This window comes from Kitasatospora sp. GAS1066B (assembly GCF_041262605.1).
Taxonomy (GTDB): Bacteria; Actinomycetota; Actinomycetes; order Streptomycetales; family Streptomycetaceae; genus Kitasatospora.
Window position 1 is genome coordinate 31286 of record NZ_JBGCCO010000006.1, and the last position, 15338, is coordinate 46623.

The window sequence follows — 15338 nt, forward strand, 5'->3', positions numbered from 1 at the left end:
CCGGTGCACCCGGGGCGGGCCGCGTCATGGTCGGCTGGGCACCAGGCCGGGCGTCAGGCCCGGTCGGCCGCCTGCGCCCGCAGCGCGCGGGCCAGCTCGTCGCGGCACTCCAGGACCAGCCGGCGCAGCGCCGGCGCGGCCTGCCGGTGCCCGTCCAGCCAGGCGTCGGCGGCGGCCAGCGTCGCCTGGTCGGTCTGCAGCCGCGGGAAGAAGCCGCTGACGAAGCGGATCGCGATCTCGATGCTCCGCTCGGCCCAGATACGCTCCAGCAGCTCGAAGTAGCGCGCGGTGTACGGCGCGGTCAGCTCCCGCTGTCCGGCCTGGGCGAAGCCCGCGGTCTGCGCGCCGACCATCGCGTTGGGCAGCGAGTCGTCGTCCACCACGGCCGACCAGGCAGCCGCCTTGGCCTCGGCGGTGGGCCGGGCGGCCAGTGCCTGGGTGGCCTTCTGGTTGCCGCTGGCGGTGTGGTCCCGCTTCAGCTCGGCATCCAGCTGCTCGACGGTCGCCTGCCCGGCGGCGGCCAGCGCGATCCAGAACGACCAGCGCAGGTCCTGGTCCACCTCCAGACCGTCGATCCGGGCGGTGCCGGCCAGCAGCTCCGCCAGCAACCCGAGTTCTGTGATTCGCTCGCTCGCCTCCGGGCCCTCGGACCCGGTGTCGACGTTCCTCGCTCCGGCACTCCCTCGTTCCTCGGTCGCTTGTCGCTCGTCGCTTTCGACACCGGCGGGCTCTTCGGCTCGGAGCGGGTCCTGATCCGCCGTCTGGGCCAGGAAGCGGGCCCAGGCCAGCTGGTGGTCGCTGCCCGGCGCCGCCGCGCGCAGTTCGCGCAGTGCGCAGGAGGCCAGCAGCGCGGCCCCCTCGGCCCGGTAGCCGGGGTCGACGAACAGGTCCAGCGCGGCCAAGGCCTGGCTGTGCAGGGTCTGCAGCACGCCGATGTCCGACTCCTGGCCGGCGAAGCGCAGCACCAGGTCCAGGTAGTCGCGGGCCGGCAGCAGGGCGTCCCGGGTCAGGTTCCAGCAGGCCGACCAGACCAGCGCCCGGGCCAGGGTGTCCTCGATGGAGCCGAGCGAGCCGCGCAGGGTGGCCAGCGACTCCTCGTCGAAGCGGATCTTGCAGTACGTCAGGTCGTCGTCGTTGACCAGCACCAGCGCCGGGCGCGGCCGGCCGGCCAGCTCCTGGACCACGGTGCGGGCGCCGGTGACGTCCAGCTCGACCCGCGCGGTGCGCAGCAGCGAGCCGTCCGGCTCGCGGTCGTAGAGGCCGATCGCGATCCGGTGCGGGCGCAGGGTGTCGCCGTCCTGCAGGACCGCGAGTTCGGTGATCCGGCCCTCGGCGTCCACGGTCAGCTGCGGGGTGAGCGCGTTGACGCCGGCGGTCTGCAGCCAGGCCTTGGACCAGTCGGCCATCGCCTGCTCGCCGCGCCCGGAGGTGACGGCCAGCACCTCCAGCAGGTCGCCGAGCACGGTGTTGCCGAAGGCGTGCGCCTTGAAGTAGCGGCGGGCGCCCTCGAAGAAGGCGTCCCGGCCCGCGTAGGCGACCAGCTGCTTGAGCACCGAGGCGCCCTTGGCGTAGGTGATGCCGTCGAAGTTGAGCTTGGCGTCCTCGACGTCGCGGATGTCCGCGGTGATCGGGTGGGTGGTCGGGTACTGGTCCTGCCGGTAGGCCCAGGCCTTGCGCTGGTTGGCGAAAGTCACCCAGGCGGCCTGGTACTTGGTCGCCTCGCGCTGCGCGAACGCGCCCATGAAGTCGGCGAACGACTCCTTGAGCCACAGGTCGTCCCACCACTTCATGGTGACCAGGTCGCCGAACCACATGTGCGCCATCTCGTGCAGGATGACGTTGGCCCGGGCCTCGTACGCGGCCTCGGTGACCTTCGAGCGGAAGACGTACTCCTCGCGGAAGGTGACGCAGCCCGGGTTCTCCATCGCGCCGATGTTGTACTCCGGCACGAAGCACTGGTCGTACTTGCCGAACGGGTACGGGTAGTCGAACTCGTCGTGGAAGAAGTCCAGGCCCTGCTTGGTGACCTCGAAGATCTCGTCGGCGTCGAAGTACGGGGCCAGCGACTTGCGGCAGGTGGCCGCGAGCGGGATCTCCAGCGTGCTGCCGTCGGGCAGTTCACGGCTCCAGTGGTCGCGTGCCACGTGGTACGGGCCGGCCACCACGGCGGTCAGGTAGGTGGAGATCGGCTGGGTGGCCAGGAAGCGCCAGGTCTTCGCCGCGCCGTCCTGTTCGACGCTCTCCTCGGCCTCGTTGGCGTAGACGTCCCAGGCGGCGGGCGCGGTCACGGTGAACCGGTAGGGCGCCTTGAGGTCCGGCTGTTCGAAGTTGGCGAACACCCGGCGGGCCTCGGCCGGTTCGTAGTGGGTGTAGAGGTAGGTCTCACCGTCCGCCGGGTCGGTGAACCGGTGCAGCCCCTCGCCGGTCCGGCTGTAGGCGCAGTCGGCGTCGACCACCAGGACGTTCTCGACGGCCAGTTCGGGCAGCGCGACCCTGGTCCCGTCGAAGGTGGTGGCCGGGTCCAGCTGGCGGCCGTTCAGGGTGACGGCCCGCACGCTCGGCGCCAGCAGGTCGGCGAAGCTCGCGGAGCCGGGCTCGGTGCAGCGGAAGCGGATGGTGGTGACGGAGCGGAAGGTCGCGTTCGAGGCGTCCGGAGCGCCGGTGACGTCGAGGTGGACCTCGTAGCCGTCCACGCTGAGGATGCCGGCGCGCGCCTGCGCTTCGTCCCGGCTGAGGTTTTTGCCCGGCACTGCGGTACTCCTTTGTCCGGCTCGCACGGTGCTGTGCAGGTGTCGGGGCAGGTCCTGCCCCGGGGCGCATCCTTTCACGCGCACCCCGGGACGTACCGGGCAACCTGGCTGCGCGCCGCTTACCGACCGACCGGCCTACCGCCCGCCCCGCCCGCCCCGCTCAGCCGCGCGCCGCCACCCGCCGCTGGCGCCAGTAGCCGGCGGCGCTCAGCGCGGCGACCAGCACACCGGCCGCGTAGAGCTGGTCGCGGTCGCCGGGCGTGGTGGTCATCAGGGCCAGCACGCCGACCACGGCCGCGAGCGCGACCCAGGTCAGGTACGGGAAGGCCCACATCCGCACGGTCAGCAGCTCGGGCGCCTCCCGCTCCAGCCGGCGGCGCATCCGCAGCTGGGCCACCGCGATGAAGAGCCAGACCACCAGGATCGCCACGCCCGTGGTGTTCATCAGCCAGCTGAACACGGTGTCCGGCCACCAGTAGCCGGCCAGCACGGCGGCGAAGCCGAAGCCGCAGGAGGCCAGCACCGCCAGGCGCGGCACGCCGCCGCTCACCTTCGCCAGCGCGCGCGGTCCCTGGCCCCGGGAGACCAGCGAGAAGGCCATCCGGGAGGAGCCGTAGATGTTCGCGTTCATCGCGCTCAGCAGCGCGATCAGCACCACGGCCCGCATCACCTGGGCGGCGCCGGGCACGTGCAGGAACTGAAGCACCGTCACATACGGGCCGAGCTTGACCACATCGGGATCGTTCCAGGGCACCAGGGTGACCACCAGGGCCATCGAGCCGATGTAGAAGACGGCGATCCGCCAGACCGCCGTGCGCACCGCGTTGGCCACGTTGCGGCGCGGGTCGTCGGACTCGGCGGCGGCGATGGTGACCGTCTCCAGCCCGCCGTAGGCGAAGACCGAGGCGAGCAGGCCGGTGATCAGGCCGCTGGTGCCGTGCGGCAGGAAGCCGCCGTGCCCGGTCAGGTTGGCCGTACCGGGCGCGCTGCCCAGCACGCCGGTGACGCCCAGCACGCCCAGCACCAGGAAGGCCACGATCGCGGTGATCTTGATGGCGGCGAACCAGAACTCGAACTCGCCGAAGTTCTTCACCGCGGTCAGGTTGCTGGCGCAGAAGAAGGCCATGAAGACGCCGACCCAGGCCCAGCCGGGCACCCCGGGGAGCCAGGAGTTCATGATCGAGCCGGCCGCGGTGGCCTCGGCGGCCACTCCGCAGCAGAGCATCACCCAGTACATCCAGCCCGCGGTGACCCCGGCCCACGGGCCGATCTCCCGCTCGGCGTGCACCGAGAAGGAGCCGGAGGCGGGGTGCGCGGCGGACATCTCGCCGAGCATCCGCATGATCAGCATGACCAGCAGGCCGGAGAGCGTGAAGGCGAGGATCACCCCGGGGCCGGCGGCGGCGATGCCCGCGCCGGAGCCGACGAAGAGGCCGGCCCCGATGACTCCGCCGAGCGCGATCATCGAGAGGTGACGCTGCTTCAGACCATGAGTGAGCTGCGGGCCGGCGGTGGCCGTCGCCTCGGGGTCGGCGCTGGGCGCCGACGGGGCGGTGGTGGTCATCGGGGTGATCCAGACGTTCGGTGAGCGGACGATCCGTCTCACTATCCGGGGGTGGCGACCGGGCGCCAAGCAGCCGGCCGCTGGGCTCACCATCCGGAACGGGCCATGACCGAACGTAATGGTCCGTGTGCGGTGCCGCCGATGTGACGTGGTGCCCGCCCTTCGACGATGAGCGCCGACCCGCGTGCCACACTTCTCCCCATGCGCGTGTATCTGGGTTCCGACCATGCCGGATTCGAACTGAAGAACCACCTCGTCGAGTGGCTCAAGGAGGCCGGCCACGAGCCGATCGACTGCGGCCCGCACGTCTACGACGCGGTGGACGACTACCCGCCGTTCTGCCTGCGCGCCGCCGAGCGCACCGCGGCCGACCCCGAGGCGCTGGGCGTCGTGATCGGCGGCTCGGGCAACGGCGAGCAGATCGCCGCCAACAAGGTCAAGGGCGTGCGCGCCGTGCTGGCCTGGAGCGAGCAGACCGCCGCGCTGGGCCGCGAGCACAACAACGCCAACGTGATCAGCGTCGGCGGGCGGATGCACACCCAGGAGGAGGCGACCAAGTTCGTCGAGATCTTCCTCAACACCCCGTACAGCAACGAGGAGCGGCACACCCGCCGGATCGAGATGCTGACGGCCTACGAGATCACCGGCGAGCTCCCGCCGATCCCGGCCCACCACCCGCAGCAGGGCTGACCCACACCCCGGCCGCCGCACGGGCCTTCAGAACTCGTGCGGCAGCCAGGGCGCCACATCCCAGGCGAAGGCGTGCGAGGCCGCCGCCAGCGCGCCGGGGCGCAGCTCGCCGACCAGCCCGGCCCGGGCCAGCGCGGCCAGCGTGGCGCCGCCGAGATAGGCCGAGCCCAGCTCCCGCACCGAGAGCGCCAGATCGGCCGGCGCGTCGGAGGGCTCGCAGGCCGCGGCGGTGGCCGGACCCGCGCTGTGCAGGTGCCAGCGCCCGGTGTTCCACGGGCAGAACTCGTCCGTCACCTCCAGCACCACGTCCACCGGCGCCGCGTAGCGCCGTGAGCGCAGCGCGTCGCCCACCTCCACCAGCCGCACGAAGAGCGAGTCGGCGAGCTGCGGGCAGAGCCGGCGCGGGTCCGAGACCAGGTGCAGCAGCGGATCGTCCGCCGGCAGGTTCTCCGCCACCACCGTGTCGGTCAGGTCCAGGTCCAGCAGGTACGCCCAGAGCGCCGCGTGCGCCCCGGGCTCGGCGGCCGTCACCTCGCGCACCCGCACCTCGCCCGCCGCGCCGCCCTGCAGCCACTCCACCTTGGTCGAGTAGCGCGCGTAGCCGAGCAGTTCGCCGTCCCGACGGTCCTCGGCCAGCACGCACTGCAGTCCGGTCTGCCCCTGCCGCTCGGCGGGCGGGTCGAGCAGCGCCAGCCGGTCCCAGCCGGGCCGGCGAGCCAGCATCCCCGGGCGCAGCGGCACCTGGCGGGCGTACAGCCGCTCGCAGGCCGCCGCGGCCCGCGCCGGGTCGACCAGCCGCAGCCGGATCCGCTCCTGGTCCGCCAGCAGCCGGGCCGGCCGGTCCAGCCGCACCCGGGGCCGGGCGATCCGCACCGCGAGCTTCCAGCTGCCCAGTCCGTAGCCGTACCGGCCGTAGATGGCCGGCTCGGAGGCCTCCAGCACCGCAAGCGACTCGCCGCGCTCGTGGATCTCGTCCAGCTGATGGCGCATCAGCGCGGTGAGCACCCCGCGCCGGCGGTGGGTGGGCGCCACGCCGACCATGGTCACCGCGGCGGTGGGCAGCACCGCGCCGCCCGGCACCGCCATCCGGAACGAGTGGGCGGCGGCCGAGCCGACCGGCACCGCGTCCTCCCAGACCCCGAGCGCGCGGTCCACCTCGGTCAGGGCGCGCCACAGCGCCCGGCGCTCGGGCGACTCCACCTCGCCGAAGGCCACCTCCAGCGCGTCGTACCAGGCGTCCCAGTCGGCCGCCGCGAGCGGCCGCAGGCTGAGTGCCTCCTGGGGCGCGTCGTCGGACGCGCCCTGGGGGCCGGCAGGCTGTGTCATATGCCACAGCTATCACTCGGGCCGCTCGCGGGCGAGCCGGTCGCGGGCCGACCCGCGCGGCGGAGGGCTCGGACACCGGCGCACGCTGCGATGACGCGCCCCTCGCCGCTTCCCGGCGCGGCTGAGGCGAGCCCCCGGTGAGCCCCCGGTGACCCCCGCGCGGCCCGCGCCGCCCGGCCGAAATCGAGCGTCCGCGCGGACTGCCGGTGAACGCCCGTCGACGCGGGACGTCCCCGCTGGATAAGGTCGGGCCCCATGGCTGGCAGCACGCCGGGCACACCGCCCCAGACGAGTGCGACGGGGACCACGGCGAAAGCGGCCGCGGATCCCCTCACGGCCCGGTTGCGCAAGCGCCTCTACCGGGCCCGGCGGACCCTGCGCCGGACCGGGGTGGACTACTTCCGCGGCGACGCCGCCGACTGGCTCGCCTTCGCGGTGCTGCTCCTGCTGGTCCCGCTACTGGTCGCGCTCAACGTCGCGATCCCCGCCTGGGTCCCGCCGACCGCCCTGGTGCTGCCGATCCTGGTGGGCTCGCTGCTGCTGCGCCCGGTCTCGCTGGTGCTGCTCTACGCGACCGCCGCGCTGGGCCTGTCCACCGAGTCGGTGATCCACACCGGCGAGCGGGCGGCCAGCAGCCGGCCCGAGGAGTACGTCTTCGGCGTCACCCCGGGGGCCGCCCTGGTGGTCGGCGCGGTCGGGGTGGCCGGACTGTTGCTGGCCCAGTTCCGCAGCCGGGTCGGGGTGCCCTGGCGCGGCGGCGGCTCGATGCTCTTCGACCTGCGCGAGCGGCTGAAGGTGCAGAGCCGGCTGCCGAAGCTGCCGGACGGCTGGCACGCCGACATGGCGCTGCGTCCGGCGGGCGGGCAGTCCTTCTCCGGCGACTTCGTGGTCGCGGCCCGCACCGGGCCCGGGCGCCGGATGCTGGAAGTCGTGCTGGCCGACGTCTCGGGCAAGGGGATGGACGCCGGCTCGCGGGCGCTGCTGCTCTCCGGTGCCTTCGGCGGGCTGCTCGGCTCGCTCTCGCCGCACGAGTTCCTCCCCGCCGCCAACGGCTACCTGCTGCGCCAGGACTGGGAGGAGGGCTTCGCCAGCGCGGTGCAGCTCGCCCTGGACCTGGACACCGGGGAGTACGAGCTGCTCTCGGCCGGCCATCTGCCCGGCATGCAGCGGCTGGCGGGCGCGGGGCGCTGGGAGGTCAAGGAGTCCACCGAGGGCCCGCTGCTCGGCCTGTACGACGGCGCCAAGTTCGAGGGGGTGCGCGGCCGGCTGGGCCCCGGGGACGTGCTGCTGCTCTGCACCGACGGCATGGTCGAGGCGCCCGGGCGGGACCTCTCCGAGGGCATGGACCGGCTGATGGGCGAGGCCGACCGCCTGGTGGCCGGCGCCCAACTCGGCAGCGACAGCGCGGGCGCGGCGGTGCGGCTGATCGAGACGGTGGCCAAGGACATCAACGACGACCGGGCCGTGCTGCTGCTCTGGCGAACCTAGAACAGGCCTTGATCGTCGCTGTCAACGATCAACGGTGATCTTCGGCCAAATCCGGTTGCCCTGTCCGGCGGTCGATCGGTAGACGAACGGCCCAGCTGGGCGCCCCTGCCGACGTTCCGTCAACTTCCGTGGGCTATCGTCTCGTCCGGCGGAAACTCGTCTCACATCGCAGGATGTTCGGCACGGGTCAGCGGCAAGTCCTTTACGCAGTCGGCACGGTCGACCACACTGAGTCGGGGCGGGACTGGCCGGATCTCGGGGGGCACGGGGGTGGCGGCGGGTTGCGCCTTTGGACCGTCGGACAGGCCGTGGTCCGTACCGCCACGACAATGAGGAAGTGAGTCCGGGTGGCACTCTCCGTCTCCGCGCTGGTCCTGTTCGGCATCATTCTCATCATCTTCATCCGCAACAAGCAGATCAAGATCCCGCACGCCATCCTGGCCGCACTCTTCGGCTTCATGCTGAACCAGTCGACCGCGGCGAAGCCGATCCAGGACTTCCTGAGCACGATGGCCAAGACGCTGTCCAACATCGGCCAGTAGGAACATCGGCCGGTAGGTCCGGCGCGGATCCGGCCGGGCTCACTGCCCGGCGCGTCTGGTCCGCCACCAGCGTCCGATCGCCTCGCGCCGCCGTGCCATCGTGCCGGCGGCGGCCGGGTCGTGCGCCGGTGGGTATGCCAGCGGCAACGGCGGTTCGGTCTCCGCCGCGCGCACCGCCGCCAGTCCGGGCCGGTCCGCCGCCAGCAGCACGAACAGCCGCGCCCAGCAGAACCGTTCGCCGCGCGGCCAGTCCAGGCTGCCCAGCGCCTGGGAGGCGGCCTGCGCCACCGTGCCGTTCACCCGGACCTCGGCCACCTCGTCGCCCGCCCGGCCGCCGAGGAAGAGCTTCACGCCGTTCAGCCGAGGGTCCGTCAACTCCGGTGCCAGCGCGGGGGCCAGTTCGGCCATCAGCTCGCGCCCGCCCAACCAGGTGGAGAGCCGGGCGCTCTGGAAGCCGAAGACGGTGGCCGGGCCCTGCACCGCCTGCCAGCCGGGCAGCGCTGGCAGCCGCAGGTGGTCGCCGTGCCGGCCCTCGCGTTCCAGGAACTCCACCACCGCGGCCGCCGTGGTGCCGGCCCACATCCGCACCGCGCTGTCGAGCTTCTCCTCCTCGGTGGTGCCCAGGCCCGCGGTGCAGTCCCAGAGCACCGGTGCCTCGGCGCTGCCCAGGGTCAGCACGAAGCCGAGGTCGACATGGCCACCGTCCGGCCCGGGATGGTCGCGCACGGCCACCGCGGTGCTGCCCGGGCCCCGCACCACGGCCCCGTCGACGGTGAACTCCCGTCCATAACGCGCCATTTCGCGCACCACACCGCGTTGGATGACCGCCAGCCGCTGCTCGGGGTCCACCCGCCCTCCTCCTGTGTCGTACCCGGGCATGCCACACCCGGGCATGCCAAAGGCCCCGGCTCGGAAAAGCCGGGGCCTTTGGGGACAGAGCGGGCGACGAGAATCGAACTCGCGTGACTAGTTTGGAAGACTAGGGCTCTACCATTGAGCTACGCCCGCACAGGCGTCCGCGCCCGGCTGATTCGGCCGGACTGGACGGGGATCAGCGTACCTGGTCGGGCGACCGGCGCGCACGCGCCTGCCAACTCCTGAATATCGGCGAGCCGGACGGGCCCGGCGTGTACGCTTCCTCTCGCAAAGTGCGGGGTGTGGCGCAGTTTGGTAGCGCGTCCGCTTTGGGAGCGGAAGGCCGTCGGTTCGAATCCGGTCACCCCGACCATCACCATCACAGCCAGTGGCCACGGCCATCGGCGAGGTGGCTTTGTGGTACCCGGTAGGATGGGCCGCTGGCGGAAGAGCCACCGCCCATTCCCCGGCAGTCGGGGACCGGGCCGCTCGCCGTCCACCCCACACGGGAGATGCCGCACCAGGTGGCTCATCACCCGTCTGCCCGGCCCAAGGCCCGCGAGGGACTCGGTGCGCAGGCAGACCAGCCGACCGCAAGCCCCATAGGAGACCAAACCGTGAAGAGCGCCGTCGAGACTCTGAACCCGACCCGGGTTCGACTCACCGTCGAGGTGCCCTTCGAGGAGCTCAAGCCCAGCCTCGACGCGGCGTACAAGAAGATCAACCAGCAGGTCACGGTTCCCGGTTTCCGCAAGGGCAAGATTCCGGCCCGGGTCATCGACCAGCGCTTCGGCCGTGCCGCGGTCCTCGAGGAGGCCGTGAACGACGCCCTGCCGCGCTTCTACACGCAGGCGGTCGACGAGGGCAAGATCGAGGTCCTCGGCCAGCCCGACATCACCGACATCAAGGGTGTGGAGGACCTCGCCGCCAGCGGCCTGACCTTCACCGCCGAGGTGGACGTCCGCCCGGAGATCACCCTGCCGGAGTTCTCCGAGATCTCCGTCGAGGTCGACCCGATCGAGGTCACCGACGAGGACATCGAGAAGTCGCTGGAGCAGCTGCGCGAGCGCTTCGCCTCCGTCAAGGACGTCGAGCGCGCCGCCGCCGAGGGCGACATCGTGGTCGTCGACCTGGAGGCCAAGGTCGACGGTGAGGTCCCCGAGGACGGCACCGCCACCGGCGTGAGCTACGAGATCGGCTCCGGCCGCCTGCTGGACGGCATCGACGAGGCCGTCGTCGGCCTGTCCGCCGGCGAGGCGAAGACCTTCACCACCGAGCTCAAGGGCGGCACCCAGGCCGGCCAGAGCTCCGAGGTGACCGTCACCGTCACCGCCGTCCAGGAGAAGGAGCTGCCCGAGCTGGACGACGAGTTCGCCCAGCTGGCCAGCGAGTTCGACACCCTGGAGGCGCTGCGCGAGGACTCGCGCGGCCGCCTGGGCCGGATGAAGGAGTTCGACCAGGCCACCCAGGCCCAGGAGCGCGTCCTGGACGCGCTGCTGGAGAAGGTCGAGATCGACTTCCCGGAGAAGCTCCTCAAGGACGAGATCGAGACCCGCCGGCACAACCTGGAGCACCACCAGCTCGAGCCGATCGGTCAGACCCTGGAGAGCTACCTCGCCACCCAGGGCAAGACCCGCGAGGAGTTCGACGCGGAGACCGAGGAGCAGGCCAAGAAGGGCATCAAGACCCAGTTCGTGCTGGACGAGATCGTGGCCAAGGAGGAGGTGGGCGTCAACCAGGAGGAGCTCACCGAGCACCTGATCCGCCGCGCCGCCGGCTCGGGCCTGACCCCGGACCAGTTCGCCCAGCAGGTCGTCCAGGGCAACCAGGTTCCGCTGCTGGTCGGCGAGGTCGCCCGCGGCAAGGCGCTGGCCCTGGTCGTCGAGGCCGCGCTGGTGAAGGACACCAACGGCGAGGAGATCAACTTCGACGAGGAGGACGAGACGGCCGAGACCGTCAAGGCCTCCGTCGAGGAGACCCCCGCCGTCGAGGCCGAGGCCACCGAGGAGGCCTGAGCCTCCAGCGGTACCGCTCGAGCAGGCCCGGACGCGCACTCGCGTCCGGGCCTGTCCGCATCTCCCGACCAGCGGCGTCACCCTGCGCTCACAGCGAACAGTTCAGCGTGGGGGATGGTCGGGCCCGGCCTGCGCGTTAGGGTCGACGGAAGCAAGCTTTGAACAGCGCGGGCGGGGTGGCCCGATGCGGGCGCGTGCCCGGGACGCCCGCCCCGATCCTCGTATGTGACGTAGCGACGGTCGAACCAGACGGACCGTCCGAATCGACTGAGCAGGTGGCTAAGTGACGTTCCCGCAGATGCAGATGCCTGGCCTGATGACGCCGCAGGCCGCCGGTGGTGACGTGCTCGGTGGCCTCGGCGACCAGGTCTACAACCGGCTGCTCAACGAGCGCATCATCTTCCTCGGCCAGCAGGTGGACGACGAGATCGCCAACAAGATCACCGCCCAGCTGCTCCTCCTCGCCGCCGAGCCGGACAAGGACATCTACCTCTACATCAACTCCCCCGGCGGCTCGATCACGGCCGGCATGGCGATCTACGACACCATGCGGTACATCAAGAACGACGTGGTCACCATCGCCATGGGCATGGCCGCCTCGATGGGCCAGTTCCTGCTCACCGCCGGTACCCCGGGCAAGCGGTTCTCGCTGCCGAACGCCAACATCCTGATGCACCAGCCCTCCGCGGGCCTCGGCGGTTCGGCCACCGACATCCGGATCCAGGCCGAGCAGCTGCTGCGCACCAAGAAGCGGATGTCCGAGCTCATCGCGCAGCACAGCGGTCAGACCTTCGAGCAGATCACCAAGGACTCCGACCGCGACCGCTGGTTCACCGCGGAGCAGGCCAAGGAGTACGGCCTGATCGACGACATCATGCACAGCGCCGCGGACGTCCCCGGCGGCGGCGGCACCGGCGCCGGCGCCTGAGCGCCCGGGCCCAGCACCCCAGACACGTCGGAACGTAGCCGGAGGACAGACCAGCGATGAACCTCAACCCCCTTTCCGCCCGCGCCGAGTTCACTGCCCCCAGGGCAGAAGGGCGCTACATCGTCCCGCGCTTCGTCGAGCGCACCTCGCAGGGCATCCGCGAGTACGACCCGTACGCCAAGCTCTTCGAGGAGCGGATCATCTTCCTGGGCTCCCAGGTGGACGACGTGTCGGCGAACGACATCATGGCCCAGCTGCTCTGCCTGGAGTCGATGGACCCGGACCGCGAGATCCAGATGTACATCAACTCGCCCGGTGGCTCCTTCACGGCGCTCACCGCGATCTACGACACCATGCAGTACGTCAAGCCGGACATCCAGACCGTCTGCATGGGCCAGGCCGCCTCGGCCGCCGCCGTCCTGCTGGCGGCCGGCACCCCCGGCAAGCGGATGGCGCTGCCGAACGCCCGGATCCTGATCCACCAGCCGTACACCGAGACCGGCCGCGGCCAGGTCTCCGACCTGGAGATCCAGGCCAAGGAGATCTTCCGGATGCGCGAGCAGCTGGAGGAGATGCTCTCCAAGCACTCCAAGAAGCCGGTCGAGCAGGTCCGCGACGACATCGAGCGCGACAAGATCCTGACCGCTGAAGAGGCTCTCGAGTACGGCTTGATCGACCAGATCATCTCGACCCGCAAGGCTTCGCTCACCGACTGATTCGCGCATCATGGATGGGGCGGGGTGTCGCGAACGCACCCCGCCCGCAGGGCTCAGGCCCACCAGGACCAGTCCCGCCCGATGGCGTCTGTTCGGTATCAATTCGCCCAGGGCGTAGGGCAGACCTGTCGAAGTCGGCGGATTCTGCGAGTTGGCAGAGTACCGTCGGATACCGAGACCTGACCGCCGCGCTGGCGGCCCCGGTCCACAGCACCAGGCCCCGGAACCCCCGCGGGGCCCCTGGCGAAGGGGAAGCACCTCGTGGCACGCATCGGAGACGGTGGCGACCTGCTCAAGTGCTCGTTCTGCGGCAAGTCGCAGAAGCAGGTGAAGAAGCTCATCGCCGGACCCGGCGTGTACATCTGCGACGAGTGCATCGATCTCTGCAACGAGATCATCGAGGAGGAACTCGCCGAGTCCTCCGAGGTGCGTTTCGAGGAGCTCCCGAAGCCGCGCGAGATCTACGAGTTCCTGGACCAGTACGTGGTCGGCCAGGACCTCGCCAAGAAGGCGCTCTCGGTCGCGGTCTACAACCACTACAAGCGGGTGCAGGCCGGCGAGGCCGGCCGCGGCGGTGGCCGGGACGACGCGATCGAGCTGGCCAAGTCCAACATCCTGCTTCTCGGCCCGACCGGCTCCGGCAAGACGCTGCTCGCGCAGACCCTGGCCCGGATGCTCAACGTGCCGTTCGCGATCGCCGACGCCACCGCGCTGACCGAGGCCGGTTACGTCGGTGAGGACGTCGAGAACATCCTGCTGAAGCTGATCCAGGCGGCCGACTACGACGTCAAGAAGGCCGAGACCGGGATCATCTACATCGACGAGATCGACAAGGTGGCCCGCAAGAGCGAGAACCCCTCGATCACCCGTGATGTCTCCGGCGAGGGCGTCCAGCAGGCGCTGCTGAAGATCCTCGAGGGCACCACCGCCTCGGTCCCGCCGCAGGGCGGCCGCAAGCACCCCCACCAGGAGTTCATCCAGATCGACACCACGAACGTGCTGTTCATCGTGGGCGGCGCCTTCGCGGGTCTGGAGCGGATCATCGAGGGCCGGGCCGGCGGCAAGGGCATCGGCTTCGGCGCCAACATCCGCTCCAAGCGGGAGAGCGACGCCAGCGACCACTTCCGCCAGGTGATGCCGGAGGACCTGGTCAAGTTCGGCATGATCCCCGAGTTCATCGGCCGCCTCCCGGTGATCACCAGCGTGCACAACCTGGACCGCGAGGCGCTGCTGCAGATCCTCACCGAGCCGAAGAACGCGCTGGTCAAGCAGTACCGCAAGCTCTTCGAACTGGACGGCGTGGAGCTGGAGTTCAGTCGGGACGCGCTGGAGGCGATCGCCGACCAGGCGATCCTGCGCGGCACCGGCGCGCGTGGCCTGCGAGCCATCATGGAGGAGGTGCTGATGTCCGTGATGTACGAGGTCCCCTCGCGTCAGGACGTCGCCCGCGTGGTGGTCACCGGAGACGTGGTCTCCAAGCACGCGATCCCGACCCTGGTCCCGCGCGACATGATCAAGCGCGAGCGGCGCGACAAGAGCGCCTGACCCACCGTCAGCCGACGAAGAGGCCCGCGACCGGAACCGGTCGCGGGCCTCTTCGTCGTCGGGCGTGGCTACTTCGGGACCTCGGCGGTGCTGCGCAGGTCGCGGGCGTCCTGGGCGGCCTTGTCCAGGCTGGGGGCCTTGCCGCTGGTGGTGCTCTGCAGCACGACGACCAGCGAGCTGTTGTCCACCCACAGGCAGACCGCGTCGGTCTCCTTCCCGGTCACGTCCTCGCAGCTCAGCAGCCCGCCCTGGGGGCCGGGGGAGGGGTGCTGGCGGGCACTGAAGGTGGCACCGTTCGTCCGGGCCCCCTTCTCGAAGCCGTTCCAGAACGAGGTCTCCTCGGTGCTCGGTGACACGATGCTGCCGTAGCCGCCGTAGGCCACGAGGGCCCGGTCCGAGAGGGGGCTGTGGTAGACCGTACCGACGGTGCTGGTCAGCCCATAGGTCGAGGCCCCGTCCATGGTGTCCCGCAGTGACTGGGCCACGCTGTTGGTCGGGTCGCTGTTCAGGCCCTGGAAGGTCTGCGGCAGCACGACCTTCTGGGTGCCGAGGTTGGCGGTGGCCGTCGTGACCTTGTCCGCGACCGTGAAGACCAGCACCGTGGCGGCCACCACGATCGCACCGCCGACCACACCGAGGGTGACCCACAGGCCGCGGCGCGAGCGCTTGGCCGGCGTGACCGGGTAGTAGGCGCCCGGCCAGGGCTGACCGGGCTGTCCCGGCTGCTGGTATCCGGGTGCCTGCGGCGGGATCGGCCCGTAGCCGGGGGCCTGCGGCGGAACCGGACCGTAGCCCGGTGCCTGCGGTGGGACGGGGCCGAAACCGGGTGCCTGCCCGTAGCCGCCGTCCTGCGGCGGGGTGGGCGGACCGTACGGGTTCTGCTCGGACATCGGCGTTCCTTTCCGGAACGGTCAGTTCG

12 protein-coding genes and 2 tRNA genes are annotated in these 15338 nt (G+C 71.2%); 8 read left to right on the plus strand and 6 right to left on the minus strand.

Features of this window, described 5'->3' with window-relative positions; translation table 11 throughout:
• Positions 1–53 precede the first annotated feature (53 nt).
• Positions 54–2750, minus strand: coding sequence for an aminopeptidase N (pepN, locus tag ABH937_RS08020; RefSeq protein ID WP_280690404.1), 2697 nt, complete (start codon positions 2748–2750; stop codon positions 54–56).
• Between the two features lie 160 nt (positions 2751–2910).
• Positions 2911–4314, minus strand: coding sequence for an amino acid permease (locus ABH937_RS08025; RefSeq protein ID WP_370146336.1), 1404 nt, complete (start codon positions 4312–4314; stop codon positions 2911–2913).
• 201 nt (positions 4315–4515) lie between these two features.
• On the opposite strand from ABH937_RS08025, the gene ABH937_RS08030 reads away from it, so the two are divergent.
• Positions 4516–5004, plus strand: a complete 489-nt coding sequence (locus ABH937_RS08030) for a ribose-5-phosphate isomerase (RefSeq protein ID WP_280690403.1) — start codon at positions 4516–4518, stop codon at positions 5002–5004.
• 27 nt (positions 5005–5031) lie between these two features.
• On the opposite strand, the gene ABH937_RS08035 is transcribed toward ABH937_RS08030, so the two are convergent.
• Positions 5032–6330, minus strand: coding sequence for a GNAT family N-acetyltransferase (locus ABH937_RS08035; RefSeq protein ID WP_370217701.1), 1299 nt, complete (start codon positions 6328–6330; stop codon positions 5032–5034).
• A gap of 255 nt (positions 6331–6585) precedes the next feature.
• Here ABH937_RS08035 and ABH937_RS08040 point away from each other — a divergent pair, with 255 nt between their 5' ends.
• Together ABH937_RS08040 and ABH937_RS08045 are read left to right on the plus strand one after the other, a co-directional pair.
• Positions 6586–7818 carry a PP2C family protein-serine/threonine phosphatase gene (locus ABH937_RS08040; RefSeq protein WP_280690401.1) on the plus strand — a complete coding sequence of 411 codons (1233 nt, stop codon included), beginning with the start codon at positions 6586–6588 and terminating at the stop codon, positions 7816–7818.
• A 347-nt stretch (positions 7819–8165) separates the two neighbouring features.
• Complete coding sequence (locus tag ABH937_RS08045) at positions 8166–8360, plus strand: hypothetical protein (RefSeq protein WP_280690400.1); 195 nt, start codon at positions 8166–8168, stop codon at positions 8358–8360.
• Positions 8361–8399: 39 nt separating this feature from the next.
• On the opposite strand, the gene ABH937_RS08050 is transcribed toward ABH937_RS08045, so the two are convergent.
• A complete protein-coding gene (locus tag ABH937_RS08050; protein ID WP_370217702.1) occupies positions 8400–9209 on the minus strand; it encodes a DUF6348 family protein in 810 nt (269 codons plus the stop codon).
• 88 nt (positions 9210–9297) lie between these two features.
• Positions 9298–9368 (minus strand) — tRNA-Gly (locus tag ABH937_RS08055).
• Positions 9369–9511: 143 nt separating this feature from the next.
• On the opposite strand from ABH937_RS08055, the gene ABH937_RS08060 reads away from it, so the two are divergent.
• The 5 genes from ABH937_RS08060 (at position 9512) to clpX (ending at position 14419) form a co-directional block, all read left to right on the plus strand.
• Positions 9512–9588, plus strand: a tRNA-Pro gene (locus ABH937_RS08060).
• A 244-nt stretch (positions 9589–9832) separates the two neighbouring features.
• Positions 9833–11230 (plus strand): trigger factor, encoded by a 1398-nt coding sequence (gene tig, locus ABH937_RS08065; RefSeq protein WP_280690398.1) that lies wholly within the window; start codon positions 9833–9835, stop codon positions 11228–11230.
• Positions 11231–11534: 304 nt separating this feature from the next.
• Complete coding sequence (locus ABH937_RS08070; protein ID WP_370146357.1) at positions 11535–12158, plus strand: ATP-dependent Clp protease proteolytic subunit; 624 nt, start codon at positions 11535–11537, stop codon at positions 12156–12158.
• 56 nt (positions 12159–12214) lie between these two features.
• On the plus strand, positions 12215–12874 hold the full coding sequence (locus ABH937_RS08075; RefSeq protein WP_280690397.1) for an ATP-dependent Clp protease proteolytic subunit: 660 nt from the start codon (positions 12215–12217) through the stop codon (positions 12872–12874).
• A gap of 261 nt (positions 12875–13135) precedes the next feature.
• Positions 13136–14419, plus strand: coding sequence for an ATP-dependent Clp protease ATP-binding subunit ClpX (gene clpX / locus ABH937_RS08080; RefSeq protein WP_266297768.1), 1284 nt, complete (start codon positions 13136–13138; stop codon positions 14417–14419).
• A gap of 68 nt (positions 14420–14487) precedes the next feature.
• On the opposite strand, the gene ABH937_RS08085 is transcribed toward clpX, so the two are convergent.
• Positions 14488–15309 (minus strand): hypothetical protein, encoded by an 822-nt coding sequence (locus ABH937_RS08085; RefSeq protein ID WP_370217703.1) that lies wholly within the window; start codon positions 15307–15309, stop codon positions 14488–14490.
• Positions 15310–15338 lie beyond the last annotated feature (29 nt).